Source organism: Dictyobacter halimunensis (assembly GCF_036245075.1).
In genome coordinates this window covers 326,905-353,656 of record NZ_BSRI01000002.1, presented here as the reverse complement: position 1 = coordinate 353,656, position 26,752 = coordinate 326,905, and the positions used below count along the sequence as shown (strand labels likewise).

The 26,752-nt window shown below is 54.0% G+C and carries 22 protein-coding genes and 1 riboswitch; of the genes, 11 read left to right on the top strand and 11 right to left on the bottom strand.

The window, feature by feature from the left end; genetic code table 11:
• The first annotated feature begins 7 nt into the window (after positions 1–7).
• Together AABA21_RS15560 and AABA21_RS15555 are read left to right on the top strand one after the other, a co-directional pair.
• Positions 8–598 (top strand): RNA polymerase sigma factor, encoded by a 591-nt coding sequence (locus AABA21_RS15560; RefSeq protein ID WP_126594304.1) that lies wholly within the window; start codon positions 8–10, stop codon positions 596–598.
• The gene (locus AABA21_RS15555; protein ID WP_338251630.1) at positions 598–2,202 is read left to right on the top strand and encodes a hypothetical protein; all 1,605 of its coding nucleotides are present in this window, start codon (positions 598–600) and stop codon (positions 2,200–2,202) included. The genes AABA21_RS15560 and AABA21_RS15555 overlap by 1 nt, the downstream gene beginning before the upstream one ends.
• Before the next feature lie 81 nt (positions 2,203–2,283).
• On the opposite strand, the gene AABA21_RS15550 is transcribed toward AABA21_RS15555, so the two are convergent.
• The 5 genes from AABA21_RS15550 to AABA21_RS15530 all read right to left on the bottom strand — a co-directional run bounded on the left by AABA21_RS15550 (position 2,284) and on the right by AABA21_RS15530 (position 10,692).
• Positions 2,284–2,964, bottom strand: a complete 681-nt coding sequence (locus AABA21_RS15550; RefSeq protein ID WP_338251629.1) for an O-methyltransferase — start codon at positions 2,962–2,964, stop codon at positions 2,284–2,286.
• Positions 2,965–3,125: 161 nt separating this feature from the next.
• Positions 3,126–4,076: a GNAT family N-acetyltransferase gene (locus AABA21_RS15545; protein ID WP_338251628.1), complete on the bottom strand. Its 951-nt coding sequence runs from the start codon at positions 4,074–4,076 to the stop codon at positions 3,126–3,128.
• Positions 4,077–4,562: 486 nt separating this feature from the next.
• Positions 4,563–9,011 (bottom strand): DUF6788 family protein, encoded by a 4,449-nt coding sequence (locus AABA21_RS15540; protein ID WP_338251626.1) that lies wholly within the window; start codon positions 9,009–9,011, stop codon positions 4,563–4,565.
• A gap of 306 nt (positions 9,012–9,317) precedes the next feature.
• Positions 9,318–9,725 (bottom strand): VOC family protein, encoded by a 408-nt coding sequence (locus tag AABA21_RS15535; RefSeq protein WP_338251624.1) that lies wholly within the window; start codon positions 9,723–9,725, stop codon positions 9,318–9,320.
• 157 nt (positions 9,726–9,882) lie between these two features.
• On the bottom strand, positions 9,883–10,692 hold the full coding sequence (locus tag AABA21_RS15530) for a class I SAM-dependent methyltransferase (RefSeq protein ID WP_338251622.1): 810 nt from the start codon (positions 10,690–10,692) through the stop codon (positions 9,883–9,885).
• A gap of 405 nt (positions 10,693–11,097) precedes the next feature.
• Between AABA21_RS15530 and recD2 the strand changes: the two genes are divergently transcribed.
• A complete protein-coding gene (recD2, locus tag AABA21_RS15525) occupies positions 11,098–13,422 on the top strand; it encodes an SF1B family DNA helicase RecD2 (RefSeq protein ID WP_338251620.1) in 2,325 nt (774 codons plus the stop codon).
• A gap of 199 nt (positions 13,423–13,621) precedes the next feature.
• A complete protein-coding gene (locus tag AABA21_RS15520; protein ID WP_338251618.1) occupies positions 13,622–14,041 on the top strand; it encodes an iron-sulfur cluster assembly scaffold protein in 420 nt (139 codons plus the stop codon).
• An 11-nt stretch (positions 14,042–14,052) separates the two neighbouring features.
• Here AABA21_RS15520 and AABA21_RS15515 read toward each other — a convergent pair whose 3' ends face one another.
• From AABA21_RS15515 to AABA21_RS15505, 3 genes are all read right to left on the bottom strand, one after another.
• The gene (locus AABA21_RS15515) at positions 14,053–14,682 is read right to left on the bottom strand and encodes a uracil-DNA glycosylase family protein (protein WP_338251616.1); all 630 of its coding nucleotides are present in this window, start codon (positions 14,680–14,682) and stop codon (positions 14,053–14,055) included.
• Positions 14,657–15,292: a flavin reductase family protein gene (locus tag AABA21_RS15510; RefSeq protein WP_338251614.1), complete on the bottom strand. Its 636-nt coding sequence runs from the start codon at positions 15,290–15,292 to the stop codon at positions 14,657–14,659. The genes AABA21_RS15515 and AABA21_RS15510 overlap by 26 nt, the downstream gene beginning before the upstream one ends.
• Positions 15,293–15,648: 356 nt before the next feature.
• Positions 15,649–15,888, bottom strand: a complete 240-nt coding sequence (locus AABA21_RS15505) for a hypothetical protein (protein ID WP_338251612.1) — start codon at positions 15,886–15,888, stop codon at positions 15,649–15,651.
• Between the two features lie 335 nt (positions 15,889–16,223).
• Here AABA21_RS15505 and AABA21_RS15500 point away from each other — a divergent pair, with 335 nt between their 5' ends.
• From AABA21_RS15500 to AABA21_RS15485, 4 genes are all read left to right on the top strand, one after another.
• Complete coding sequence (locus AABA21_RS15500) at positions 16,224–18,149, top strand: serine/threonine protein kinase (protein ID WP_338251610.1); 1,926 nt, start codon at positions 16,224–16,226, stop codon at positions 18,147–18,149.
• 185 nt (positions 18,150–18,334) lie between these two features.
• Positions 18,335–18,554, top strand: a riboswitch (cobalamin riboswitch).
• Positions 18,555–18,684: 130 nt separating this feature from the next.
• Positions 18,685–19,788, top strand: a complete 1,104-nt coding sequence (locus AABA21_RS15495; RefSeq protein ID WP_338251608.1) for a FecCD family ABC transporter permease — start codon at positions 18,685–18,687, stop codon at positions 19,786–19,788.
• Complete coding sequence (locus AABA21_RS15490) at positions 19,782–21,143, top strand: ABC transporter ATP-binding protein (protein ID WP_338251606.1); 1,362 nt, start codon at positions 19,782–19,784, stop codon at positions 21,141–21,143. Before AABA21_RS15495 ends, AABA21_RS15490 begins: the two co-directional genes overlap by 7 nt.
• A 62-nt stretch (positions 21,144–21,205) precedes the next feature.
• Positions 21,206–22,252 carry a zinc-dependent alcohol dehydrogenase family protein gene (locus AABA21_RS15485; RefSeq protein ID WP_420917194.1) on the top strand — a complete coding sequence of 349 codons (1,047 nt, stop codon included), beginning with the start codon at positions 21,206–21,208 and terminating at the stop codon, positions 22,250–22,252.
• A 75-nt stretch (positions 22,253–22,327) separates the two neighbouring features.
• Here the strand turns inward: AABA21_RS15485 and map are convergent, their stop codons facing one another.
• Together map and AABA21_RS15475 are read right to left on the bottom strand one after the other, a co-directional pair.
• Complete coding sequence (gene map / locus AABA21_RS15480; RefSeq protein WP_338251603.1) at positions 22,328–23,116, bottom strand: type I methionyl aminopeptidase; 789 nt, start codon at positions 23,114–23,116, stop codon at positions 22,328–22,330.
• Between the two features lie 28 nt (positions 23,117–23,144).
• Positions 23,145–23,462, bottom strand: coding sequence for a helix-turn-helix domain-containing protein (locus tag AABA21_RS15475; RefSeq protein ID WP_338251601.1), 318 nt, complete (start codon positions 23,460–23,462; stop codon positions 23,145–23,147).
• Between the two features lie 500 nt (positions 23,463–23,962).
• Here AABA21_RS15475 and AABA21_RS15470 point away from each other — a divergent pair, with 500 nt between their 5' ends.
• On the top strand, positions 23,963–24,256 hold the full coding sequence (locus AABA21_RS15470) for a MoaD/ThiS family protein (protein WP_338251599.1): 294 nt from the start codon (positions 23,963–23,965) through the stop codon (positions 24,254–24,256).
• A gap of 127 nt (positions 24,257–24,383) precedes the next feature.
• Positions 24,384–25,679, top strand: a complete 1,296-nt coding sequence (locus tag AABA21_RS15465) for an MFS transporter (RefSeq protein WP_338251598.1) — start codon at positions 24,384–24,386, stop codon at positions 25,677–25,679.
• Here AABA21_RS15465 and AABA21_RS15460 read toward each other — a convergent pair.
• Positions 25,676–26,134 (bottom strand): MerR family transcriptional regulator, encoded by a 459-nt coding sequence (locus AABA21_RS15460; protein WP_338251595.1) that lies wholly within the window; start codon positions 26,132–26,134, stop codon positions 25,676–25,678. The genes AABA21_RS15465 and AABA21_RS15460 overlap by 4 nt on opposite strands.
• 132 nt (positions 26,135–26,266) lie before the next feature.
• Between AABA21_RS15460 and trxA the strand changes: the two genes are divergently transcribed.
• Positions 26,267–26,632, top strand: coding sequence for a thioredoxin (gene trxA / locus AABA21_RS15455; protein ID WP_338251593.1), 366 nt, complete (start codon positions 26,267–26,269; stop codon positions 26,630–26,632).
• Positions 26,633–26,752: the final 120 nt, after the last annotated feature.

The following is a 26,752-nucleotide window of genomic DNA, read 5'->3' as shown; positions in this document are numbered from 1 at the left end:
GGACTAAATGAATGTAGTGGAAAACGAGGCTCAACTGGTCAGGGAAGCCTGTCAGGGGTCACTTGATGCCTTTGAGTCTCTGGTAAAACTGTATGAACCGCGCATCAGGCGCATGATATACGGAATGACTCAGGATGCACAACTAACACAGGATCTTTGTCAGGATACCTTCCTGGCCGCGTATCGCGCGCTGCCACGTATGGAAGACAAAGATCTGCGTTTTGCGCCCTGGCTCTATCGTATTGCCCTGAACCTGGTGCGCAGCGAATGGAGACGCCACAAACATATCAAGATGGTCCCTTTTTCATCACCAATCGTCAATGATGATAGCTCTTTTGATGATCAGCAGGGCGAGGATTTCCTTGTCAGCAATGAGCATTTTGAGGAGCAGGTGATGCAGCGAGAACTGGTGCGGCGTACCCTGGCGCAACTGCCCGAGTCCTCCGCGATGTGCTTGCTTCTGGATGCAGAGGGATTTTCCTACAATGAGATTGCTGAAGCTTTACAAGACTCACTATCTGCCGTGCGCAGCAGGCTATCGCGAGCGCGCCAGGCATTCCAACGCATATACAACCGTCTCGATCAGGAAGGAAGATAATGAAGGACAGCTATCCCGACCCACAGAGTTTCAATCTGCCGCTCTGCCCGATGAGCACTACCTGTGCGCTCTATTTCGATGAAGTAGAGGCACTGCATGTGCAGGCTGCTCCGAATCTCTCTGGTGTTGTGGGTAATGCAGGTGATAGAGAACAGATTGGTCTCATGCAAGAACATCTACGTACCTGCAAAACATGCCAGGCGACGATGGCGACATTGCGCAGGCAACGGGGACAGCAGCGCCAGGCGTTATGGCAGTACCTGGCCGAAGGTGAAGTTGCCGTGCCTTCAACAACCGCCTCTATCCTGGCAGCACTGCGTAGTGAGCCACGGCCCTTACTTCCTACGGCTATAGATGCTGCCGATGAGGCCAACGTACCTGTCGCTGCCCGGCCCCCAATATATATACAAAAGCCACAGCCAGCAGCGAGCCGGTCACGCAAGAGTGCAGGACTGGCGTTTGCCCTGGTTGCGGCAGCCGTACTCATCATCTCTTCAATGCAGTTGTTTACCCATTTTGCTCATCAGCCTGTTACTCAACCCCCTCAAGTATCCAGTCCTGGATATGCGCACAAAAAGGTGCCTGAGAAGTCTGCCCCGTTGTCGGCCAGCGTACACAAAACCGCTACCTGGTCATCGGTTGTCATGACCCATTTTTCGGCGGATGGCAAGAATGTGATCGTCGAAAATTACGATCCGGCCCGCAAGCGGTCTGTTCCGCTGGTTACCGCCGCCAGTACCGCTATGGTAGATGGTGTTTCACACGCCGGTGATAACCTGGTCTATCACGTATACGATCGTAATGCGCAGCAGACCACCTATATCTTTCTTTCCGGTGAGCAATACTACTTTAACGGACGTGGCTTAAACGCCGTCTGGTCGACCGATGACAGTAGCGTTTTTCTGGTCACCGACGACGGCTCACTCTGGAAGGTAGATACAAAGAATCGCGATAAAGATCCCACAAGGTTGGCGCAGACTATTCAGGCGGACAAGCTGGCTTTTTACCGCAACCATTTCCTGTATTATATTCGCGTCCAGAGCCTCTATCGCATCAACGTAGATGATGAGCAGAGTCAGGAGCAACAGGTTGTTTCTCAGGCTGATTCTGGCGTATTCTGGATGGATCCGATTTCTGAAAACATTTATTACGTCAAGAAGAATACCGCCGCGCAACAGGACATTTATATGCACCCGGGCAACACGCCTCCCTCAGCCGATTATGTAGTGCAATCCAATGGCACCCCGATTGGCTATTCCAGAGACGCAGCGAATACCTGGTCTATTGTCTATATCAGCTGGAATCAGGGGACCGGCGGCTTTGACATCAAGAAAACTTCTTCCAGCGAGGTCCTGTTAAGTGATATTGTGGGTGGGCAGGCAAAAGCGCTCTGTAGCAACTCACCAGCGGATGGAGCTATCTGCGATAATAGCCTGGCGCTCTCTCCAACGGGCCGACAACTGGTGGTTGGTGGGACCAATCGCGCGCAGGCTTATCAACTCTGGTCCATTGATCTCACTAGCGGGACGCGCACGTCATTGGCGCTTCCATCTGGACAGGGACCCCTCCAATTGATTGGTTGGGATAAACTGCTGGCGAATTAAGATAGCCTGCAATGGTGAGAAAGCGGTGGAGCGGGAGAGCGGTCACGACCGCTCTCCTGCTCCACCGCTTTCTCAATATCATTATTTAACGACGGCGACGTTGAAACCATCGGTGTAGTCGTTGTCATTGGCCAGCACGATCGTGGTCAGACGTGGATGCTCACGCGTGAGCTGGTTATATTTGACCAGTCCCGCTGTATCGGCATCCATATCGGGCGAAGCCGTGAAGACCCTGCCGTCACGAACACAATTGTCGGCGATAATGATGCTTCCCGGGCGGCTAAGCTTAATGGCCCATTCCAGGTATTGAGGATAACCTGCCTTATCGGCATCGATGAAAATAAGATCAAAGGGGGCCGCAGCCTGAAGTCCTGGTAGCAGATCCAGGGCATTGCCCACGCGCACCTCTGTGCGGTCTGCTAAACCCGCGTGGGCGAATGAAGCACGGATCACCTCGGCGTGTCTGGGTTCGAGCTCCAGACTGATCAGGCGACCATCGGCGGGTAAGGCTCGAGCCAGCCAGATACCGCTGTAGCCGGCCAGCGATCCGATTTCCAGGATCTTGCGCGACTGGTTAGCGGCGGCAAAAACCTGGAGCAACTTTCCCTGGATGGGGTTGATCTGAATTTCTGGCAGGCCTCCTTCTTTAGCGGCCTGCAAAGCGTGGCGTAGCCCATCATCTTCGGGAGCAAAAAGTTGCGCGATCTCATCTTCAATTGCATGGCGTTTCTGCGTTTGCTGTTCTAAGGTGCTATCGGACATACAATGCTTCACCTTTCATTTTCGGTGCTATAAAGCAGCAAGATCAAGCTGCATCAGCGCCGCATAAACGGCGCTGATGCAGCGGAGACTTGTTTCCATCATACAACAAAATCCAGAGCTCTGCTTTAGAGCAGTTGCTGAGCTTCCGAGATTTTGCAAAACTAGAGCAGTTTTTGCAGGCTATCGACTTGCGAGTATTTGTGCATGCCGAGGCTGGCGTAGAGCTGATGGGCGCCGGTGGCGTTGTTAGCATCGACGTCTAGCTGGATGCGTTTCATGCCGCCCTGATAGTATGCGACCAGGGCAGTACGTATGAGCAGGCTCGCGATCCCACGCTTGCGCCAGGCGCGCCGCATCGCGACCTGCCAGATGAAGCCCTCGCCGTTTTGCGGATAGACGCGGCAGCTGATGGTGCCTACAATCTGACCTTCGGCGACGGCTACATAGAGCATGGCCGGATCAAAGCTGGGCGTCTTCTCGAATACCTTTTCATACCAGTCCTCATACGGCCGATACGGCTTGCCATCGATATCCGGAAAAGCTTCGGCGATCACGTCATAGACGGCGCGCTCCTCTTGTCCTGCTATAAACGGGCGGATAGTGACGCCCGGTAGAGACTGTGGCTGTGGTGGCTCTGTCTGCATGACCACTTCCATGCGGTAGTCGCTGTTCTCGATGGTAAAGCCATGCTGGACAAAGCGAGCGGTATTTGCCGGGGTAAAGCCCCAGGTATAGAGACGGCGCGGCAGCTTTTCGTCGGTTTCCAGCAATACGCGCGCGCGTTCCTCGGCGAATTGAAGGAGGTAGCTGAACAGCGAGAGCTCAGCATAGTCCGGGTGAGCCTGTGTATGGACATCCAGCAGCACGCCTCGGCCGGTATTGGCGACCGCTGTATATCCGATCAACTCACCATGAGGAGCGAAGATGGAGCAGGAATTGTGGGCCAGATCTATGCGCTCTCCATCCCATAGGTCATAGACATCATCAATGATATTATCGCTCTGTCCAGTTTCGGCCTCTTCGACCAGGGAATAGAGATCGACAATCGCCTGGGCATCCTCTCTTCTGGCGGCACGAACGGTCAGACTGGCTGGTAAATCGATAGTGGTCATAAGGGATACTCCATTCCTTTGTGCATAATGATCGATGGTTCATGTTGAAAAAGTCTCATGAACGCTTCGCATGCGCAGGTGGGCGCACCCCTATGCATTCATGTTGGAGCATCTTGTCCGGTGAGACGGACCGAATGGGCATTGTAGCAGGCGCAGGCAGGCTCCTGGCGAACATAAACGTATAGGAATATGCGCCCACGGCCTGATGGCTGATGTTGCTATGCGAAGGTGGTCAGGTTATAGATCTGCAATGGTAACGATGGGTTGTGCGCCTGACCTGAAAAAGGGCATAGTGAGGCTATGGGCGATCAGGCGCTGCCCGGGTGCAAAGATGCACAGACGGCAGCCACAGCGTGCAAACAGATGTTTGTCTTTCGCCTTAGCCATCGAGAATTACTGCCCTTTCTGATTGAAGAAGGAAATGATAGTGGTAAAAGCGGACACCACGATTGGTGCTCATCAATAAGATTACCATAAGGTATTATTTTAAGTCAAGCTACGGACCAGGGCTGGTTGGGATAGCAGGTGCTCTGCCATCGCCAGGTCGATAGCCGCGTGGCATTCACGGAAAATCTGATAACTCTCTTCGATATAGTGTCGTCCGCGCTGGTGGAGAGGTGTATCGGACGTATTATTCTCCAGTGCAAGTGTAGCAGGAGCGATGTTTTGATCCTGCTCAAGCAGCAGCGCTCCATAGCAGGCCAGGGTACGCGCGTAGTCGAGGCGCAAACCATGTTCCTGACAGATGTGTAGCGCTTGCCGGAAATAAGCCACAGCCTGCTCTGCTTGTCCCTGTGCATGCGTGATACGACCCAGGAGCCGATATGCCCTCTCGACAATGCGCATGGTCTCGTAATCCTGGGCATCCTTGAGCGTCTGCAGCGCGATTTCGTGGGCGCTCTGTAAATCTCCTTGCAAGAAATACACCATGGCCAGCGAGTGTTTGGCATCGATAATGTTTTCAGCTTCCATCCCCTCAAGGGTAATCGAGCGCTGTAAGGTTTTGCTGGCCCGGGAGAGCAATTGTGCCTGGTAGCGATTGCGTACCCCGTCATCAGGATAATAGCGGGTCGCGATCACCTGTGTAATCCTGAGGTCGGCCAATCCCAACAATGCATAGCGGATACAGCGTGTACTCTTGCTCGCGCGGCTGATAGAGATGGCGCGGCGAATACTATTGGTTGCTTCCTGAAGATTGCCCATATCGGCCTGTATGGTGGTCAGCGCGATATAACTCCAACTCAGGCGTTCACGGTCATTGATGCGCTCGGCCAGTTCCAGGCTGCGTTTGAACCAGCCCTCCGCTTCACGTAAGGAGCCGGAGCGCTGGGCTACATCGCCCAGGTTATGAGCTATAAAGGTCATGTTGGGTATATCGCCGCTGCGTTCGGCCAGTTCCAATGCGCGCTGCATATAGCGGCGAGCCTCATCGTGCGCTCCCTTAACGATATTGACGGCTCCTAGATTGCCGCATACCCGAACCATTTCCGAGACCAGTTCGCTCTGTTCATAGATTGTCAGCGCGACATCCAGGTGTTCCAGGGCGCTATTAACTTCTCCCAGGCTGACCGCCACGATCCCGAGTCTTTCATGCGCATAGCCGATCTCCAGCGGATCTCCGGTGAGAGCTCGCTCAATGCGGGTAAGCGACAGATCATGGACGCGCCTGGTCTGCGCGCCTGATTCGCGCGCGATATCGATTCTCTGATACGGAAGAGGGGGAGTCTGAACAACCTCCTCGAGCATGGTCAGAGCTTCCTGTAAATAGCGTCGGGCTTGCGTATAGTCGCCTTCCAGGCGGAAGAGGGCGCCATATTGCAGATGGAGGCAGGCCCAGGCTGCTCCACTGGTGATGCCTGCCTGTACCATAGCCGTCTTACCCCGTTCATAGCAGCGATACGCCGGTTCGTATTCGCTGGTGTAGGTCCAGGTATTGCCGATTTCGCGCCAGAGCATGGCCTGAATCTGCGCCTCCTTCTTCCTGAGCTCTGCAACCTCTTCCAGAGAGATGGCCAGTTCCATTGAAAGATAGCGTTCAAAGCGTGCGCTGGTGCGCAGGTGCAAAATATATTCGTAGACCTGGCGTCCATCGGCGAATGATCCCAGGATGATGCTGCATTCAGCGATACGCTCCAAAATACGGCAGAGGTGCAGAGGATCGTTAAATGGGATCTGCTCGCAATCCCTGGCAATGATGTGCTGGATATAGTGGTGGGCATTAATTTGATTGGCGGCCGTGAATTCATTGCCGCTGAGAGCCTGAAAGACCAGGATATAATATTGTTGAGCTTCCGTATAGGCGGCCAACCCGTAGGCCTGATTCGCCGAGATTTCCGCGTAGTAGGCCAGAGTTTCACGGTCTCCGCCCCCTTTGCTCAGGTGATAGACGATGGTGGTGGCGGCCTTCTCCGGTTGGCTACTAGAGGTGGCGATCAGCGTTTCGGCCGCCCGGCGATGGAGTTGAGCCCGGCGTGCCGCTGAGAGCCGGCTATACAGGTGGCTAATAATCAGCGGATGCCAGAAATGGTAGGCAATGTTCGCCCCTGAACCCTCTTCGATGAGCAGACCAGCATTCAACGCCTCATCGAGCAGGTCCAGGACTGTATCCTCGTCGGCGTCGCCCGCCATGGGAACGAGTTGGCGCAGTTCAAACGAGCCACCAATGACAGCAGCTTTACCGAGTAGCTGCTGGCAGCCCTGGCTGAGTCTGCCCAGGCGTCGTTCCAGCACGGCCGCTATCGCCTCTGGCAATGAGATCGCCGCCGGTTGATGTTCAGATTCTGGCTGGGTTGTCGCCCCGCTCATTTTCTGGTGAGCACTATAGCTGCCGAAAGACTGTCCGGCGGAAGGCGTCTCATCGAGGGTTGTGAGCGCACCCAACCTGCTGGCATCGCTTTGCTCATTGGCTGATATATCTACATAGCGCGCCAGTTCCTCCGCAAAAAACGGATTGCCCGCCGCCTGCGATTGAATACTCTCCACCAGGTCCTGCGGCAGGTGGGCAACCAGTGACCCAATCTGGGTGGAGGTAAGTGGTAGAATTGGGACCACGACCACGGCCTGCTCACGCTGCAGGTCCGCGATCAATGTGCGCAGCTTATGCTGCGGAGCCAGCTCGCCCTCGCGGCAGGTACCGATTAACAGGACGGACTGTTCCTGCAGGTGATGGATCAGGTAGGTCAGAAGATCGATGCTGCTATCATCCGCCCAGTGGAGATCGTCAAGCACCAGCAGCAACGGATGCTGCTTGCTAAAGGTTTCAATCAGTCCGAGCACCGCTTCCCACAGGTGTAGCCGTTCCTGCTCTAGCGAGACCGGGATAGCCGACTTTTCGGTGCCGGGGTGCAATATTTGCAGATCAGGCAATAGCGTACTCAAACGTTCCAGCTTTAGCGGGGAAGCGGCCAGCTCGCGCAGCATCATATCGGTTGTAGCATCTTGCTTCCGATTGGCTATATCAGTAAATATCGATGTGCTCTTGCAAAGGGTGCGTAACAGATCGGTCCAGGGATGATAGGGGATCGTGCTCTCCTGCTCATAGGATCGGCTCCAGGCGACCGTCCAGCCATGTTGATATGCTTCAAGGCTCAGCTCTTCAGCCAGGCGTGTTTTCCCAATCCCGGGTTCACCACGTAGCAAGACAAAATGGGTATGACGGGGACGTGACGCTGACGAGGGCGGAAATGGTGATTGCCGGATGTTGGCCGGCAGCAGATGATGATCCTTACTTGTGGGGGCCGTCGGTCGCGTAGCCTTTTTTTCCAGGGAGCGCATTACCTGCCGCAGCGTCTGAATCTCTCGCTCTCGGCCGATCAAGCGACTCTGATAATGTCTGCCCAGTTGGAAGAGAGGGCGCGTGAAAGTGAGATCAACCGGTTGAAGCTCTTCCAATGGTTCTGTTATCAGTATGCTCTCGGTTTTCTGGGTGTATAACGCTGGCACATGCCCATTACGGAGCTTCTCATAAAGCTCAATCGTTTCGGGCAGGGGCTCACTTTCATAGTCGCGTTCTAGCATCTCCTGATGGCGTTTGTACACCTGTAGCGCTTCACCACGACGATCGCGCTGCGTTAAGAGCATCATCAGATGCTGAAGTGCGGTCTCATTGGTGGGATCCGCGGTGCGCAGCCGGTCCAGGGTCTCAATGGCGCTGGCGTACTCCTCATTTTCCGCCTGGCTCTGTGCCAGGTTGAGTAGCAGTCCTACCCATGCCCGCTGGAGTGCATCGCGGCGCTGGCCTGCCCACTCCGAGTACAACTCTTCTAACAGGTAGCTGCCTCGATATAGATTTGCCGCCTCCTCCTGCAACTGCCTGGTGCGTACCGGATCTGTGGAGGTATCCGCTTCTTTGATGAGGTTCTCGAAGGCTTCCGCATCGACCCATATCTGTTGATGACCGGCCAGTTCAAGTACATCGCGCTCGAGCTTGAGCAGGCGAGAAGCAGCCGGTCGCGTCAGGTCCGGTTCGAGCATCTGCCGCAACTCATGAACCGCGCCATTGAGGCGATTGGCGGCGATATCGATCTCCAGATCGGGCCAGAGCTGATCCATAATCTGCTCGCGGCTCAAGCGCCGATTGGGACTACTCAATAGGCAGCCAAGTAGTGAACGGGCGCGTCGCCGATGCCAGAGGCGACCATCGATAGGCTGCCAGGTACCCTGTTCCATTTTTCGTTCAATCCTGAACTGGCCCAGAACATACACGCGCAAAAGAGGCTCGGATGGAGAAGAAGCTGTAGAGGTAGTAGTAGTGACGAGCTGTTCCTGTTTTACCGCCTCGGGGAGATTCGTCCCAATATACTTACTGACGGTACGGCCATTCACGCTCCAATAGGCATACCAGTATGGTCCGTGCCCTGAGCCTTCCTTGCATTTACGGCAACGTTCTTTTCCGCAGCGTGTAAATTGCTGGCGATAGGTGACTTTTCCGTTCATCTTATTTGCCTATCTGCCTATTGAGACAAATTGTAGCTGTGAAGAGTGTAACAATGATCTTCTATAGCTGAATAATGTCACATGTGTAGTATTAATGTCTATTATAACCTAGTTAATGGCAGGCCCACAATAGCCTAGCCTATATGTTATAAATTATGTGCATTCAAGCCAGGACTTTTTCTTTGGATGGAGATCCTGGTGCAGCACGATAGGTGGATGCGTCTGCATCCACCTATCGTGCTGCACCAGGATCTCCATCTAGACGAGCGCCTGTAGGCGCTCGTCTTATGGCTTTTTTGCACACAGTCAGGCTGTTGGAATATCATTTTGGCTGAGGGGACTATAAATCTCGAGGATATGCCCATCTGGATCGCTGAAATGGGCTGTGCGAGCCTGCCAGGCTGGACGATCCTGGGGTCTGGAGATCGCATTGGCGCCGCGTTGGAGCAGTTCGGCATAGGTTGCATCTACATCCTCCACCTTGAAGTTGAGTACCGATTGCTGTTCTGTGGATGTTTGTCCCGCGGGTACCGCGCCAATCGAATTCATAAACTCGTCTTGCTTGAACAGTTCCAGCCCAGTTCCGTCGAGCTCAAAATAGGCGTAGCCCATGGTCTCGTCACTGTAGGTTAAATTCAGACCGACGATATCGCGCCAGAATTTGAGGGAGGCTGCAAAGTTATTTGTTAATAAACGGACACAGATAAGTTTCATCGCTTGCTCCTTTTTTGTACACACTGTTATGCTGAGAAGTCTGCCGTTCAGTCAGGGCCAGTTAGCGATCGTCACGAACGTGCTTCTTTCCCTGTTTCTGGTACAGCATAGCAGGAGTAAAGGTAACAATCGGTCCTGAATTGTCCAAAAAATGTGACTATACTTTTGGCTTGCGGCCCTTGAGCAAGATAAAGTCCATGGACAAACTTTTCAGACGGTCATCCGCTCCTCTGATCACTTCAAAATAGTGCTGTATCGCAGGAGTGCTGTTGAGGATATAGTCTTCAAGCTTCTGTTTCTCAGCTTCGGGCATTTGAGAGCGAGCCGTCCAATCCTGATACTGGTGTGTACGGCGGAAGATCTCCTGGCGCTCGACCAGGAGTCCCGCTCCCTCGAGGAAGGCATTCCACTCAAGACGATTATAGGAGCGACCATGGGAGTCGTCGCGCCACTTTTCAATCGTATTATCAAAAATATCCAGTTCAGGATCGGTGGGCGCGCAGCTATCGATGAGGAGAAAGAGTCCACCGGGTGTGAGGACACGCGCAACTTCGCTGATCGCCTGGGTAACATTAGGAAAATGATGGGGTGCGATACGACAGGTGGCACGTTCAAAGCTTGCATCCTCAAAAGGCAAATGCTCGGCATCGGCGATCTGGAAGTGGGCATTTGTCACCCCCTGTTCCAGCAGAAATGCCCGGGCCTGCTGCAGCATGGTGGGGGTCAGATCGGTGACCATAATCTCCGCTACATGGGGAGCTACAGCAAGGGCAGTATGCCCACCACCGGTGGCGATATCGATGGCGCGGAGCGATGGTTTCCATTCTCCCAGAGCGACTAAGCGCTGCAAGTCACTACCGGTCCGGTGCGAGGCGCTGGTAACATAATTGGCCGCCGTGCGACTAAAATAAGCCTGAACCTGAGCTTTCTTTTGTTCATTGCTTTCATCAGATGAATTGGGTGCCATAAGAAACAGCTTTCTTTACGAACTTGATCGAGATTTGAAACACAACCATTAAAGCTATTATAGTATATTCTTTTGTTGTTTGTTCCATAGAGAGAAGGATAACATATCCCTACTTTTCATGCCGCTCATGTTGTAAGAAAGAGCCAAAAAGTGATATAGTCTCCACAAGGGGGCCATGCGGCGGACATAGAAGAATATATGTCTGACCACCTGCACCTCACGGCACAGGCAGTGGTTTTTTCAGGCTTGCTTTATGAGCAACGTAACCATCCACCTCTTCAGGATCAGACGGCCGCATTGATCCAATGATGCCTATAACCGGAATTGCTACAACCGGCAAGAATGTTATTTTGTGCAGGAAGGATAGAAGTGTCCGCAGGGGGCCGATAGATAGATAGATAAATTATGCCAAAGCTCGAAGGTTCTGTTGAGAATATTGTTTTTCGCAATGAAGATAATCAGTATACGGTGGCGCGCTTTCGCTTGAACGATCGTGGGCGCCTGTTTCGCGATGATTTAACCACCATCGTAGGGCTCTTGCCGGGTATTCATCCAGGAGAATTGTTATCGGTAGAGGGTGAGTGGGAGAGCGATCCACGCTATGGTCGGCAACTGCGTGTCGCCAGTTTTGTGCAGCGCCTGCCAGCTTCCACAGAGGGTATGGTACGCTACTTAAGCTCGGGTCTGATCAAAGGCATTGGACCGAAGAAGGCCCAGGCCATTGTCGATCATTTTGGAGAGCAGACGTTGGCCATTATTGAGCAGCAGCCAGAACTGCTCACACAGGTCAAGGGGATCAGCGCCAAAGACTGCGAGCGGATCGAAAAGGCCTGGTTGGAACAGGAAGACATTAAAGAACTGCACCTCTTCTTGCAGTCTCACGACGTCTCTATGAACGTAGCTACACGCATCTATAAAGAGTACGGTCGCGAGTCGATCAGGATCGTGCGCGAAAATCCTTATAAGTTAGCGGAAGAGGTGCATGGCATCGGTTTTCGCACCGCCGATGATATCGCGGTCAAGCTTGGGCTGCCTCCAGATGGGATTCCACGCCTGGCGACCGGTTTGAAGTATGTGCTGACGCAGGCAGCCAATGACGACGGTCATTGTTTCTTGCTGGAAAATGACCTGATTCAGCGCGCGTCACAGATCCTGCAGGTCCCTACAGAAACGTTGCAGGCCGCAATGGAGCAACTGCGTTCGGAGCGGGATATATTTGTCGAGTCCCCACCCGCGCTAGCGGCGACAACCACAACTACGATAGAGAAGGCTGACAACCATACGGTAGCCGAAGAACCTGCCAGTTATGAAACAGCGGGCGTGCAGGCCGCCATAGCTGAAGAGCAGTCGCGCATCTACTATGGACCCTTCTGGTATGCGGAAAACGGTTCGACGCGCTTATTGCGCATCCTGCGTGGCGCCCCAAGCTGCCTGCCACCAACCACAGCGCGCCAATGGGAGATCGTCTTTGAGCGCCTCAAGCAGCAGCGCCATATGGAGTTGACAGAAAAGCAGCGTGAAGCGGTCCAGGTAGGCTATCAACAGAAGGTCTCTATCCTGACGGGCGGACCGGGTACCGGAAAATCCACCTCTCTGCGCGCTCTGCTGATGCTGCTGCGCACGCGCAAGGTGGATGTGGCTCTAGCAGCGCCAACTGGGCGGGCGGCCAAGCGGTTGACCGAAGCCACCGGCGTCCAGGCCAAAACGTTGCATCGCCTGCTTGAATATGCACCTCACGACAACAGCTATCAGCGCAACGAGGAAAATCCCCTGCCACACCAGTTTGTCATTGTGGACGAGTTCTCGATGGTCGATATCCTGCTGTTCTACCATCTGCTCAAGGCCCTGCCACGTACCTCTCACCTGCTGCTGGTGGGAGATGCCGACCAGTTGCCCTCGGTAGGACCCGGCAACGTCCTGCGCGATCTTTTGCGCTCAGAAGCGATCCCGGCGGTGCGCCTGACCGAGTTATTTCGGCAGGCTCAGCAGAGCAAGATCGTGGTCACCGCGCACCAGATCAATAGCGGCATCGTCCCCAGTCCGCGCATCGAGGCCAAAAGCGACTTCTTTTTTATGCGCGAAGACGATCCATTTCGGGCCCAACAACTGGTGCTGGACCTGGTACAGCGCCGGCTTCCGGCCAGGTATCACTTTAATCCTATCGCGGACATTCAGGTGCTGGCGCCCATGTATAAAGGCGCCGTAGGGGTGAAGCTCCTCAATGAACGCCTGCAGGCCCAGCTTAATCCGAACGCGCCGGCGCAGGTAGAATGGGGAGATCGTCTGTTGCGCGTTGGCGACAAGGTCATGCAGATCAGGAACAACTACGACAAAGGGGTTTTCAATGGGGACGTTGGTTTTATCCGGCACATCGATCGCGAGAATCTGCTTGTTAAAGTAGAGTTCGCTGAGGAGGCCGGCCCCTTGCTGGTCGAGTATGAATTTCATGAACTGGACGAACTGTTGCTGGCCTACGCGGTGACGGTGCATAAGAGTCAGGGGAGCGAATATCCCGCCATCGTGTTGCCGCTGGTGCGTGAGCACCATATGCTGTTACAGCGCAACCTTCTCTATACGGCTATCACACGCGCCAAACGCTTCTGCGTCATCGTTGGCCAGCCGTCCGCCCTTGAGTACGCCGTGCGCAACGATCGCGTCGCCCTGCGCAACACCGGCCTCGCCGAACGCCTGCTCGAAAAGGTATACGCTGATGCGTCCACTCCTTTTTAAGAATATATAATGCAAGGTGAGCGGGAATAAGCATGGCATGGATTGTGTTTTCATTTAGAAGAAGGAACACCGGGCATTCAACTATCGTATTTTATGGATAGAACATGTATGCTCATAAAAGCATGTTATAATTGGTGGATGGAGTAGGGCGCAGATCATTGTGCCCTTTAATACTATACCCCTCCAAAGAGGAGAAGCTATGAACCGTCAAGAAGCAATTGACTTTCTCTTAGATCACTATGAGAATCCTCGCAATCAAGGCGAAATTGAGCATCCAGATGTTAATCTGAATGGTGGCAATCCTGGTTGTGCCGACGTGATTACCATGCAGGCCAGCTTTGGTGAAGACGGCAAGCTCAAAGAGATCGCCTGGGATGGTACCGGCTGCACCATTAGCCGCGCTGCCGCCTCATATGTGACTGAGATGGTGCAGGGCATGAGTGCCGAAGAAATCGAAAACATTACGTTCGAGGACCTGATGGACCAGCTGGGCCGCGAGGTTGTCATGACCCGTCCTACGTGTGCAACCCTGGCGCTGGGCACTTTGAAAAAGGGTGTGCACGAATTTGATATGCACCAGCGCGCCGACAAGGCCAATTACGACCATCATCAGCACTAGGCGGTAGCTGTTTACAAGTGATACACATTGCGCCAGTGGGCCAGAATCGTCAGGGCTTGCTGGTGCAATTTTTTGTGTTCGGGATCATTGAGCCAGCGACTCACGCCCGAGGGATGGGGAAGGGGCAGGTAGAGCGTCCCATTATCTTCAATATATGAGCCGATACATTCCTCCAGCCGGACCTTACCGCAGAATGCTTCAATGGCCATCGTACCCACCAGCAGCACTACTTTGGGACGCAGCAGGCGTAGTTCGGCATTGAGATAGGGGCGGCACAGAGCCATTTCGGCTGGCGAGGGTTTGCGATCGCCGTGCCCACTTTTATGGCGGCCGGGATCACAGCGTGTGAGGGAACTGAGATAGGTATGATCATGCAGATAGCCGGGTGGAAAACCCGCAGCCTCCAACCACGACTGTAGCACGCGACCACCTGGGCCACTGAACGGCCGGTCCTGCGCCACCGAACGATGGCCGGGGGCCTGTCCAATAATCAGAATGCGATCGGTGCCGCGTCCGCTCACGATTGGATGGGCTACGGGAATATATCCATGCTCCTGACAGAGCCGGCAACGCCGGATCTGCTGCTGGAGGTCAATCAGGGTCTCCGCTGTTTCCTTAGTTACGTGCTGCTTCTCCAACATTTTCCGCGTGCTGCTCTTCTATCAAGCTGGGTTCATGGAACAGACGAGTCAGGTGCCGATACTGACCGCCATAATACAGCAATGGTTCCTCTTCTTTATGGAGGCCATGACCATTGGTTGCAGGCTGACCGTCGGGCTCAGATTGAATATTGCCGTGCTCATCAACAAATCCCATGTGCTCTGGGGTTCCCATGGCTACTACCTGACCAAGGAAGATGACATGATCGCCGCCCGGGTATTCGGCCACAATGCGCGCGTCGATAAAGGCCAGCACATCTTTAATAATTGGCGCCCCGGTGGCTACGGTATAGTGGGGGGCATAGCAGAAATGTTCAAAGCGTTCGGGGCTATTGGTCGCAAAGCCACGCGACCACTGCTCTTGATGTTTTGCCAGCATATTAACCGCAAAGATCTTGCTTTCCCGCAGAAACGGTAGTGTGCTGCTATTATTATCAATACAAATGAGAACCAATGGTGGATTTAAAGAAACTGAACAAAATGAATTGACAGTCAGACCTGCAAGGACATCATTACTGCTCGTCGTGACAACCGTCACACCGGTAGCAAAGCGTCCCATTACCTGCCTGAAAAGTTCTTTTTCAATAGCCATGATAATTCCTTCAAATGGAAGATAGAAAAACGTAGGAACGCCATTGGCTCCGCGTTGAACGCAGTGGTTGGTTCCATCCCCCTGCATCTCAATCACCATAAATAGAGAAGTTGTATTGTGCCAGGGCGACTACTCTTTAGTTAAGAGTATCACGCGCAAGCAACCACTTGTCAACTGACCTTCCGTACAGGATTACAGGCCTGAAATGGTACTGTTGGCTATTTATAGGTGCCGCGCACCTGTTCTCAAAGAAAAATATCTTTACGCATACAATAAAAAGAAACTCTGTGAACCTGCATGAAACTATCGCTATAGCAGTGAAACAACTGAATAAGGCAATGGTCTTCCCACCTTAGTTATCTAGCTTCACGTTCATCGACTAATAGCAGAGGATCAAGGGAACATTTTATTTCGCGAACAAGCGTGTTGTTACCATCATCAAAGTACGCGATCTCACCATTTTCCAGCAGAATACATAGGGATTGGGCATTGTGAGAACGGTTATACTGGTATTGTGATTTTACTGCACATATTCCATCGTGGGTGATAAAAACGGCACCCGGTCGTAGGGTTTTGAGAGGCACTTCATCGTACATTATGATTTTTCCTCCATACTGGTTGTGTTGTGTTAGTGCATGGCGCGCGCATGCGCGCGCCATGCACTAACACAACACAGATATCTGAGCACCGCAGGTGCGAAAACACATGCAGGCTGCAGGCGATGATCATGAGCGTTAGATGCTCTGTGAGAGGTAGCCCTGGTTAACCATCTATTTATATTACAGTTGTAATAATCAATAGTTTGGTTATGGTTCTATGACAATTGGGTATTTAAACTTAAGCATAGGAATGAAGAATACATAATTGAGGCTTACAATCGTTTATAATACATTAAGGAAAAACGATGCGAGTCAGAGGAGTACACGGCATTATGCAGGGAAGTTCAAACGGTCTGGTCGGGAAGATGCTTGGAACCTGTACGTTGGAGAAGTTGATCGGCAAGGGTGGTATGGGAGCGGTCTACCTGGCACGACAGCAGCGTCCGATCCGCCAGGTGGCGGTTAAGGTACTTCATTCGTACCTGGGAGGCAACGACGGGGAATTTTCACAGGAATTTCTGACACGTTTTCGTCGCGAAGCAGATGTGGTAGCCCGGTTGGAGCATATGAATATCATGCCGCTGTATGAATACGGTGAGCAGGATGGTCTGGCATACCTGGTGATGCCGTATCTGACCGGTGGCAGCCTGAGCGAGCGGCTGAAGCGGCAAGGGGCATTGCCGCTGGGGGATGTCGTCTCCTATATGGACCAGGCGGCATCGGCATTGGATTATGCCCATGCGCAAGGGGTGATCCACCGTGACCTGAAGCCGGCTAATTTTCTTTTACATGCTGATGGACGTCTGGTGCTCACCGATTTTGGAATTGCGCGCTTTGCTGATGATGTTGTGCCTGGCGCGGCCTTAACCAGGACCGGTGTGACGCTGGGGACGCCCGAGTATATGGCGCCCGAGATGGCACTGGGCGAGGCGGTCGATTATAGGGCTGATATTTATGAACTGGGGGTGGTGCTCTATACTCTCCTGAGTGGCCATGTGCCTTTTACCGGTTCCAGTTCACTGGCTGTGATTACGCGTCATTTGCAAGAGACGCTGCCCCTTTTACATCAGGCACACCCTGAAATTCCCGCGGGTGTGGATGCGGTCATTCAGAAAGCGACCGCCAAAGATCGTATGCAGCGTTATGCCTCTGTCCGTGATATGGCCCGGGCCCTGCATGCCGCTATTGAGCAGCCGAACGGTTATCAGGCGCTGGGAGAAGACGCGGTACCAACCGTAATACAGCCTGGTGGAGCGCCAACGATACTGGCAGCAAATACTCCGCCTTCTGGCATTGGCATCTCAGACTCTACGCCGACTACGCGGGCGTCTGCTATGAATTATGGGCCATTTAACGAGCGATCCAGCAGTAGCAATACACCCGTGTATCTGCCAACCCCACCTCCGCCTCCACCCCCGCGGTCATCATTTGTGCCACCGAAACAGAAGGGTGCCTGGTGGCTCGTACCACTCCTCGTGATCTGTGCCGTGGTACTGGTACTGGCGGTCGTCATTACGGGTACTCAGCTATTCAAAAATAACGCCGTTACAGGAGTTACGGGAACTCCCACGGCCCAGGCAACGCCCACGAGTGGACCAACCGCCACGCCAACCGCCGCGCCAACCGCCACTCCGGCTCCGAAGCCTACGAGCGTCCCAACGCAGGCTCCTCCACCTGCATCCGGCAAAGTGCCTACTGGACCATTGCTCTATTCCGCAGCCAGTCCTGGTCCGGCCTGCGATACAGGTAGTGGTACCTGGACGATTTACAATGGCGCGAACATCAACTGTCAGAGCAACGGTACACAGATTACCAATACCGCTACCTCCCAGGCCCTACAGGGTATCTTTCTGACCGCCTTGCCGGGTAAAAATTATCCCAATGACTATGTGCTCGAAGTTAATGTGCAGCAGGTGCAGAGCTCTAACAGTAGCTTTGGGCTTTACTTTCGCAACCAGCCAGGCAACCAGCAGGGAACATATACCTTTCTGATCGCGCCCGATGGTAGCTGGCAGGCGACCGTCTATGATAACGCGACCGGAGCCCCCAAAGTGCTTTCTAAGGGGACCTTCGGTGATACCCACGCCGCTAGCAAGCTCATGGTTGTCGTCAAGGGATCGCAGTTTAACTTTTACTCTAACGGCAAAGCGTTGGGGAGTGTCAGCGATGCTACGTACGCTAGTGGCACGGTTGGCCTGGCCGTTGACCAGGGAGGGACCGTTACCGTTAGCAACTTTGCTATGTATGCTACTGCCTAACGTGCCAGAAAGCCGTAGGTTTCGCGCCTGCGGCGCTCAATTAGTTATGTAGGAGGTGGTGGAATGCCATGGGTGGGTGCATTCGCACCCACCCATGGCATTCCACCACCTCCTACATAACGGTTGTTAAGGCATTTTCTTGACTTTGTTGGTGATGGTCGATATACTCTTCTACAGATAAATATGTAACAGTGTCTTTACCGGGTGGCCTGGATCTTATCCAGGCAGAATAGGGAAGTCGGTGCAAATCCGACGCAGTCGCGCTACTGTTAGCGGCGAGCGGTTCATGTGTTTATCCACCATCGTGGTCACTGTCCCTGATCAGGCAGAAAGGGGGTGGGAAGGCCATTGTGAACCGCGTCAATAGTCGTAAGCCAGGAGACCTGCCCGGTGAGAGGCTCACGTTCCTTCGCGTCAAAGGAGTGAACCCGGATGAATCACGATGTGCGAGTCGCGCAAAGCTTTCCTCCCCGTCAGTTCTGGCAGATGCCTCTCCTTCTGACTGCTACAAAAATACCCGGATGAGCGGTTAGACATGAAAACAGTAACACGTCCAACTCGGACGGCTCCCGATCCTGAGCGGCCACAGCAACATCGTATCGCTCCACCATTTGTACTTGGTGGCCTGGGAATATTGCTGCTTATCGTGATGCTGGTCTCGATAAGTTTTGGCTCCATTTCCGTGCCTGTACCGACAATTGTGCAGATTTTGCTGAACAGCACTGGTCTATTCCATTTTCCGGTGCGCTGGGACCCGTCGCTGGAGATCATTATCGTGCAGGTGCGCCTGCCGGTGGTGGTCGGCGCGGTCCTGGTTGGCGCGGCCCTGGCGGTGGCGGGAACGCTTTTTCAAGGTATGTTGCGCAATCCCCTGGCCGATCCATATCTGATGGGGACATCTTCAGGCGCGGCCCTGGGAGCAACGATCGCCTTTGTGTTACCCTTTGATACCGTCTATGGAAACTTTTTTCCCCTGACACCATTGCTGGCCTTTGGCGGGGCTGTGCTGACGGTTGTGTTTGTCTATGCCATGGCGCGTTCAGATGGGCGCACCCCGGTGATCATGTTGCTGCTGGCCGGCGTTGTCGTCAACGCAGTTCTGACCGCCGTGCAGACCCTGATTTTAAATCTCTGGCCCTCCAATGACTTTGGACGCCTGCTGGGACTGTATAACTGGCTCTCAGGAGGAATCGCTATTGTCGGCTGGGGACCACTGGCTGTCGTCGCAATCATTGTTTTGCTGGGATTGCTGGTCGCGTTCGCGCTGGCTAGTGTGCTGGATGTATTCGCGCTGGGAGAGGACGCGGCGGCTCACCTGGGATTGCATGTCGAGTGGATGCGCTTCCTGATCGTGGTGGTGGCCTCGCTCCTGACGGCCGCCGCGGTCTCTATCAGTGGCCTGATCGGTTTTGTTGGCCTGGTGACGCCGCATTTTATGCGCCTGCTGTTGGGACCGCGTCACCGTGTCCTGCTGCCAGCGGCGGCCCTGGGTGGCTCTGTCTTTTTGACTCTGGCCGATCTGCTGGCGCGTACCATCCTGGCCCCAACCGTCATTCCCGTTGGCGTTTTTACCGCCCTGGTGGGCGCCCCTTTCTTCTTATTTCTATTGCGCAGCAGTAAGCGAGAATATAAATGGTAGACAGGTCCATACCGGTACTGGAAGTACAAGAAGTTGCTTTTGGCTATAAACAGCAGGCGCTGCTATACGATGTCTCTCTCGCCATCCAGGCGGGTGAGATGGTTGGCCTGCTGGGCCCCAATGGCTCGGGCAAGACCACGCTGCTGCGTCTGCTGAGTGGCGTCCTGCAGCCACGTCAGGGACGGATTCTGCTGGAGGGTCGCGAACTGCGGCACTGGGGACGGCGCAAGGCCGCGCAGCGTATCGCTGTGGTGCCACAAGAACTACACATGCCCTTCGCCTATACCGTGGAGCAGATGGTTGGCATGGGCCGCACCCCGTTTGCCTCTTCATTCTGGGGCGCAGGGACTCCTGATGATAGCGAGATCATTCAGCAAGCGATGCGCGAGGCCGGGGTCGACGCGCTGGCCGAACGGATCTTCAATGAATTGAGCGGTGGAGAACGCCAGCGCGTCACGATCGCTATGGCTCTGGCCCAACAACCGACTATCTTGCTGCTGGATGAGCCAACCTCGCACCTGGATATCAAGTATCAGATCGAGACGCTGGAACTGGTGCAGCACCTCAACCGCCAGCGCGGCATGACCGTCATTGCCGCCATGCACGATCTGAACCTGGCTTCGCGCTATTTCTCCCGTCTGCTGCTCTTCCAGCGCGGTATCGTGGCCGATGCCACGCCGGCCGAGGTACTGGAACCGGGACTGCTCAGCCGTGTCTACGGTATCGATGTACAGGTAGGTATCCTGCGTGGTGCCGAACACCTGAGCGTTTTACCACCCAGCCAGGATACTTCCCCTTTGAAAAGCAATCGATCGGCGTCTCGTGTTCATCTTATTGCCGGTGGGGGATCGGGCGAACTGGTGATGCGTGCCCTGGCCGACGCCCATATCCCATTTAGTGCCGGTGCGTTGAATATCGGTGATAGCGATCACACCCTGGCCCTGCGATTGGCCGAAGACGTGATCACTGAGCAGCCCTATACGCCGATCTCCGCCAGCGTGTTGGAGCAGGTACGACAACGCCTGCTGCGTGTTGATCTCTTAATCCTATGTCCGGCCGCGATTGGACCAGGGAACCTGCCGCTGTTTCAGGAAGCTTTGCAGGTGGCTCGTCATGGCCTGCGTGTGCTTCTGGTCACGGCTCCTCTGCAGACCACCTGTGCTTCTGAAGCGATTTCTGATAGCCATAAAGAGGATTTAGAGCAAGTGTCGCAGACCTTCGCGGCGCGCGATTATACCGGTGGTGACGGGCTACGCTGTCTACAACAGCTCATACAGACCGGTGCGATTATCGCTGATTCGACCGCGGCTGTTCTTGAAGAGACGCGCAAGCATATCGCGTATGCCTTTGATTGAATAGATTGTTGTATGATGAAGATCAGGCATTTACGAAAGGAGTCTGTTTTATCATGACAACAATGAAGGGCGTCGTTTTGCCGGGAAATCGGCGGGTTGAGATGCGCGATTTCGAGGTTTCGGAGCCGGGGCATGGGCAGGTGCTGGTGCGCATGAAGGCATCATCCCTGTGTGGTAGTGATCTGCGCGCCATCTATCGTCCCACGGACCAGGGTGTAGGACCTGAAGCCTATAAAGGGGTGATCGCCGGCCATGAGCCGTGCGGCATCATTGAGAAAGTGGGACCGGGAGTGCAGCGCTTCAAGGCGGGCGATCGGGTGGTACTCTATCATATTGCTGGCTGTGGAGTCTGCCATAACTGTCGTAGCGGCTGGATGATCAGCTGCACGCAGGAGCAAAATGGACGGGCCGCCTATGGCTGGCAGCGCAACGGTGGACATGCTGATTTCTTGCTGGCCGAGGAACGTACTCTGGTCGCCCTGCCCGATGAACTGACATATCTTGACGGGGCTATGGTTGCTTGTGGAGTTGGTACGGCCTACGCAGCCTGTGTGCGCGCTGGCGTTTCTGGCCGCGACGCGGTGCTCGTCACCGGACTTGGTCCGGTGGGTCTGGGCGTCTCTCTGCTCTGTCAGGCGATGGGGGCGCGTGTTGTTGGCGTTGAGTACGTGCCTGAGCGGCGGGAACTGGCCCGCAAATTAGGCATTGCGGAGGTTGTGGGTCCGGAAGAGGGACATGCAGTGTTGGAGCAGTTACAGACCAAGACCAACGGCGAAGGATTTGAGGTCGCGATCGACTGTTCCGGCAACGCCGATGCACGCCACATGTGCCTGGAGGCCGCCCGTGAGTGGGGACGCGTCGTTTATGTGGGAGAAGGGGGGACCGTCTCCTTTGCGCCCAGTCCACTCTTGATCCACAAACAGCTTAGCCTCTTTGGCTCCTGGGTCTGTAGTATCCAGCAAATGGAGGATCTGGTCGAGCACCTGGTGCGCTGGAATCTGCATCCCGACGTCATGGTCACCCATCGCTTTACCCTGGACCAGGCGCGCGAAGCCTACGAAACCTTTGATGGTGGCAAGACCGGCAAGGTCGCTATTGTCTGGGAATAAGGTCTCGTGTACTTATTAGCAATGAGGAAGAACAAATATGCGCGCAGCCCTGACCTGGGCTGCGCGCATATTTGCTTATAGAACTGTCAACAGTTCAGGGGCGCCATCGGTGATGGCCAGGCTGTGTTCGTACTGGGCTGAGCGCTTGCGGTCAGCGGTAACGATGGTCCAGCGGTCGGCCAGGGTTTCGGTTTTATAGGTGCCAACGTTGATCATTGGCTCAATCGTGAAGACCATACCCTTCTGAATACGCTTATTGGTGCCGGGACGACCAAAGTGGGGGACATTGGGATCTTCATGCAGTGAGCGTCCGACGCCGTGCCCTACCAGGTCACGTACAACGGAGAATCCGTGAGATTCCGCGTAGGTCTGGATGGCCGCGCCGATATCACCCAGGTGATTGCCGTGGCGCGCCTGCTCAATGCCCAGTTCCATACTCTTGTGGGTGACCTCCATTAGACGCTGTGATTCCTCATCGACGTTGCCGACGGCATAGGTCATGCAGGAATCGCCGACCCAGCCATTGAGGATGACGCCGATATCGACACCAATGATATCTCCATCCTGCAACACCTTTTTGTCGCTGGGGATACCGTGACAGATTACCTCGTTGACTGAAGCGCAGATCGTGCCGGGGAATGGTGGAATGGCGGGACGCCCGTTGCCGCCGGGATGACCACCATATCCTTTATATATCGGAGTGGCATCGTGACTGCGGATAAAATCCTCAGCAATCTTGTCCAGCTCGGCCGTAGTCGTGCCTGGTTTCACATAGGGGCGAAGCACTTCAAACGTCTGGGCAACCAGACGTCCTGCTTCGCGTAATTTATCGATCTCTTTGCGAGATTTAAGTAAAATTGCCATATTATCCTCTTTTTACATGGAAAGCGGATCACGCGTATGATGATTTTTGGGTTGCGTCCCTGTCATATTCTGAATATTGCCGTGGTTTCTCACGCTCTGGTGGGAACTCCCAGTTAAGAAGATCATCGGTGGTGACCCGAAAATAGCGGCTAAAGTACGTGAGGAGATGATCAATCGTCGTATAGTCGATACGCTGGTTCTTTCCCGTGTGCAGAGCCGCGAGCACACTTAATGATACACCGCTCTCATCGGCAAGCCGACGCAAGCTCAGCGCAGGTTCGCCCAGCCTGGCACGCTCAACATTTGCTCTAGCCAGCATCAGGCGTAGTTGGCAAGAAATGGTCATGATCAGCACCTCGATTTTCTCAATTCGACTTTCTCTGTGTTCAGTATAGCAAATTTTGTTGTGACATGTCAATACAATGTATGCGTTTGTCCATACGCTGTTAGCGTACGTGAGCGCCCCCACACGGGCGGCCACTGCGCAGCCGCACCAGTTATATGAGGTGGTACATCGCGGGCGCATCCGCGCCCGCGATGTACCACCTCATATAACTGGTGCGGCCTACATTATATGTGCTTTCATACTTGAGGAGTGCGAATGTCGTTTTTATGTTGGTGCACCAGGGACGCAATTGCGTCCCTGGTGCACCAACATAAAAACTGGTGGCGCCTAGGTACCTCAACAAGAGGAGTGTATCCTGTCTCCGTCATAGGAGGCTTGCAATCCAGAGCGCTTGCTCGTATACTTTCACCAAGCCAGAGAAGACAAGCGTATATGCCTGTGCTTTTTGTATGTAAATACCACCAAAAAAACTACTGTTTGAACTATTTAAAGGGGTGTCTATGAGCGATTCAGCAAAGGTAACCGCGACCCTGCGCCTGCCCTCCACATTGAGTGCCTATAGCGGAGGCAAGAGCCAGATCACAGTTGAAGCAGAGACGGTTGAGCAACTGTTGAACGCTTTACATAAAGAACATCCTCTTGTCTGGGAGCGTCTTTGCACCGAGCAGGGTGCTATTCGCGAACATGTCAGAATCTTTGTGAACAACCAGCTTATCAGCGGCAATGAAGGTCTGAAGACCATACTGAGTCCGGGACAAGAAGTGATCGTCCTGCCGACAACGTTCAACGCCTGATTCCACTTCCGTAAAAATGTGTCTGGGTCATAGAAAGACTCTAAAGGACTCGATATGAAGAATACCCATGATATACTAAAGAAGTATTTTTCTATGGTTTATTTTTCTGACTAGAGTTGGATGTACTATGACACTCAAATCACAAAGAGAGGCAACACCCCGATCCACGGTTACTGCTGATCAAGCGACGGCCAACAAAGTACCGGGCCAATGGAGCGTATTGCGCAATCGCAATTTCGCGCTCTTTTTTTGGGGTGAACTGCTTTCTTCGACCGGCACCCAGATGCAGGTCGTCGCTGTCTCCTGGCAGGTCTACCAGTTGACTCACTCGGCGGTCATGCTGGGCGTTATCGGTTTATTGCAAGCCATTCCACGGCTGATCTTCTCACTGGTTGGTGGTGTGCTGGCCGATACTTTTGATCGTCGTAAACTGTTACTGATCGTTGAAGTGATCCTAGCAACCGCTTCCGCCATACTGGCGATCTCAACGGAATTTAAGACAATCAATATAGCTATTTTTTGTGGTGTGGTACTGATTTCCGCTACCGTCTCGGCCTTTGAATTCCCCTCGCGGCAGTCGATGATCCCTTCGCTGGTGCCCCCTGAACAGATAGCCAATGCCGTCTCGCTTAACACCGTCATGATGCAGGTAACAATGATCGGCGGCTCCACGTTGGGTGGATTGGCCATTGCCCAGATCGGGGTCGTGAACACCTACTGGCTAGATGTCTTTTCATATTGCATCGTCATCGGTTCATTGTTGCTGATGGTCGTTCCACGTATCCCGGTGGAGAAGCGTGCTCAGGCTGGTTGGGGTGGCATGCGCGACGGTCTTCACTTTCTGCGCACTCATCCACTCTTGCTGGCGGTTCTCTCGCTAGATTTCTTTGCCACCCTCTTTGGCTCACCGAAGGCGCTCCTGCCTGTTTATGCCAGCGATATTTTGCATGTAGGGCCGCAGGGTCTGGGTATCTTACTCGGCTCCATCTCCTTTGGCGCTGTAGCGTTGACACCGTTGACGGGAAAGATCAGTCGCATCGCCCGTCAGGGTATGGGGGTTGTGCTGGCGATCATAGGTTGGGGTATTTGCATCATTCTATTTGGGGTCGCGCCTGGACCGTTGTGGCTGTCTGCCTTATTGCTGGCCGGGGCAGGAGCCGCCGACATGGTCAGTATGGTGTTGCGCCACCTGCTGGTGCAACTAACAACTCCTGATGAGTTCCGTGGCCGTATGGGAGCTGTAACGGCGATGTTCGTGGTCGGGGGACCAATGCTTGGACAATTCGAGTCCGGTCTGGTGGCCGGTTTAACCACAACGCAGTTCTCGGTCATCAGCGGTGGGGTGGCTTGTATGGTCTCCACCCTGATTATTGCTGTCCTGGTCCCCAGCCTGTTCAAAGCCAGGATCAGTGCTACCACCTAAGGTTCCGCGTGGCCGTTGGGATGAAGCACGTTTAAGCGCACCTGTCCCGTCTGTGGGGTGGAGGAATGACAATTGGTGAGCACACAATTGATACAATCCGACAGGTTGGGACAGTCGCAGCGCAGCCCCTGGACCAGCATACGCTTGATATGCGTCGCCTGCTGTATCAGGGCATCAACTTCAGTCAGTTTCTGACGAGCCACGCTCTGCCAGTAATCCGCCAGAGGCGTCTCCTCTCCCCGCTGATCAAAGAGAAACTGAATCTCGGTGAGCGAGAACCCCAATTTTTGCGCTACCTGAATAAAGGCCAGGTGATCTAATACCGCTGGATCATAGCGCCGCCGTCCGCTGATACGCCGTGGGGCTGGTAAGACATTGATACTCTCATAATAACGAATCGCGGATGGACGCAGGCCGGCCTTCGCCGCGACCTGGCTGATCGTCAGTTCTTCCATGCTGAAAAATAGTCCTTTACGTGGGCTTGACTTCAAGTCAACTTGAACATGTACACTGCTGTTATTGTAGACTTTGTACGCTGAAAGTCGCAAGTATCATGAGAGTTATCGTACGTGAAAAGGAAAAAAGCTATGCAGGTACATGATGTTATCGGCACGCATGAGAATCTGTTTGCGGTTGGAGATCAGGATTTTGCGGAGAAGGTACTCCAGTCCTCCCAGCCCGTGATTGTTGATTTCTGGGCAACATGGTGTCCTCCATGCCGCAATCTGGACCCGGTCTACCAGCGGCTGAGCCACCAGTACGCGGGCAAGCTCCGTTTTGCCAGGCTTGATTGCGATCAGCATACTCGGATCCCGGCTTTTTACCGCGTGCAGGGAATGCCGACCCTGATCGTCTTCCATCAGGGGCAAGAGATTGCTCGCTACATTGGGCCTCAGCCCAGGCGTCTGCAACACCTCATCGACCAGACCCTGGCTGAACATGGTTGTGCTTGATCCGCTGGTTATGCTTTATGAGATTGTGGCATAGATGGCGTAGCGCATTACCCGGTGAAGGTTGACATATCCCAGGTCAACCTTCACCAGGAGCGCCATAATCATGCCTGCCTGTCTTAT

Excerpts from the sequence above, each read along its gene's own strand:
- AABA21_RS15485 (WP_420917194.1), top strand. The coding sequence starts at position 21,206 with ATGAAGGGCGTCGTTTTGCCGGGAAATCGGCGGGTTGAGATGCGCGAT.
- AABA21_RS15520 (WP_338251618.1), top strand. The coding sequence starts at position 13,622 with ATGAACCGTCAAGAAGCAATTGACTTTCTCTTAGATCACTATGAGAAT.
- map (WP_338251603.1), bottom strand. The coding sequence starts at position 23,116 with ATGGCAATTTTACTTAAATCTCGCAAAGAGATCGATAAATTACGCGAA.
- AABA21_RS15500 (WP_338251610.1), top strand. The coding sequence starts at position 16,224 with ATGCAGGGAAGTTCAAACGGTCTGGTCGGGAAGATGCTTGGAACCTGT.
- AABA21_RS15465 (WP_338251598.1), top strand. The coding sequence starts at position 24,384 with ATGACACTCAAATCACAAAGAGAGGCAACACCCCGATCCACGGTTACT.
- AABA21_RS15475 (WP_338251601.1), bottom strand. The coding sequence starts at position 23,462 with ATGACCATTTCTTGCCAACTACGCCTGATGCTGGCTAGAGCAAATGTT.
- trxA (WP_338251593.1), top strand. The coding sequence starts at position 26,267 with ATGCAGGTACATGATGTTATCGGCACGCATGAGAATCTGTTTGCGGTT.
- AABA21_RS15470 (WP_338251599.1), top strand. The coding sequence starts at position 23,963 with ATGAGCGATTCAGCAAAGGTAACCGCGACCCTGCGCCTGCCCTCCACA.
- AABA21_RS15505 (WP_338251612.1), bottom strand. The coding sequence starts at position 15,888 with ATGTACGATGAAGTGCCTCTCAAAACCCTACGACCGGGTGCCGTTTTT.
- AABA21_RS15530 (WP_338251622.1), bottom strand. The coding sequence starts at position 10,692 with ATGGCACCCAATTCATCTGATGAAAGCAATGAACAAAAGAAAGCTCAG.
- AABA21_RS15535 (WP_338251624.1), bottom strand. The coding sequence starts at position 9,725 with ATGAAACTTATCTGTGTCCGTTTATTAACAAATAACTTTGCAGCCTCC.
- AABA21_RS15495 (WP_338251608.1), top strand. The coding sequence starts at position 18,685 with ATGAAAACAGTAACACGTCCAACTCGGACGGCTCCCGATCCTGAGCGG.
- recD2 (WP_338251620.1), top strand. The coding sequence starts at position 11,098 with ATGCCAAAGCTCGAAGGTTCTGTTGAGAATATTGTTTTTCGCAATGAA.
- AABA21_RS15540 (WP_338251626.1), bottom strand. The coding sequence starts at position 9,011 with ATGAACGGAAAAGTCACCTATCGCCAGCAATTTACACGCTGCGGAAAA.
- AABA21_RS15545 (WP_338251628.1), bottom strand. The coding sequence starts at position 4,076 with ATGACCACTATCGATTTACCAGCCAGTCTGACCGTTCGTGCCGCCAGA.
- AABA21_RS15515 (WP_338251616.1), bottom strand. The coding sequence starts at position 14,682 with ATGTTGGAGAAGCAGCACGTAACTAAGGAAACAGCGGAGACCCTGATT.
- AABA21_RS15550 (WP_338251629.1), bottom strand. The coding sequence starts at position 2,964 with ATGTCCGATAGCACCTTAGAACAGCAAACGCAGAAACGCCATGCAATT.
- AABA21_RS15460 (WP_338251595.1), bottom strand. The coding sequence starts at position 26,134 with ATGGAAGAACTGACGATCAGCCAGGTCGCGGCGAAGGCCGGCCTGCGT.
- AABA21_RS15555 (WP_338251630.1), top strand. The coding sequence starts at position 598 with ATGAAGGACAGCTATCCCGACCCACAGAGTTTCAATCTGCCGCTCTGC.
- AABA21_RS15510 (WP_338251614.1), bottom strand. The coding sequence starts at position 15,292 with ATGGCTATTGAAAAAGAACTTTTCAGGCAGGTAATGGGACGCTTTGCT.
- AABA21_RS15490 (WP_338251606.1), top strand. The coding sequence starts at position 19,782 with ATGGTAGACAGGTCCATACCGGTACTGGAAGTACAAGAAGTTGCTTTT.
- AABA21_RS15560 (WP_126594304.1), top strand. The coding sequence starts at position 8 with ATGAATGTAGTGGAAAACGAGGCTCAACTGGTCAGGGAAGCCTGTCAG.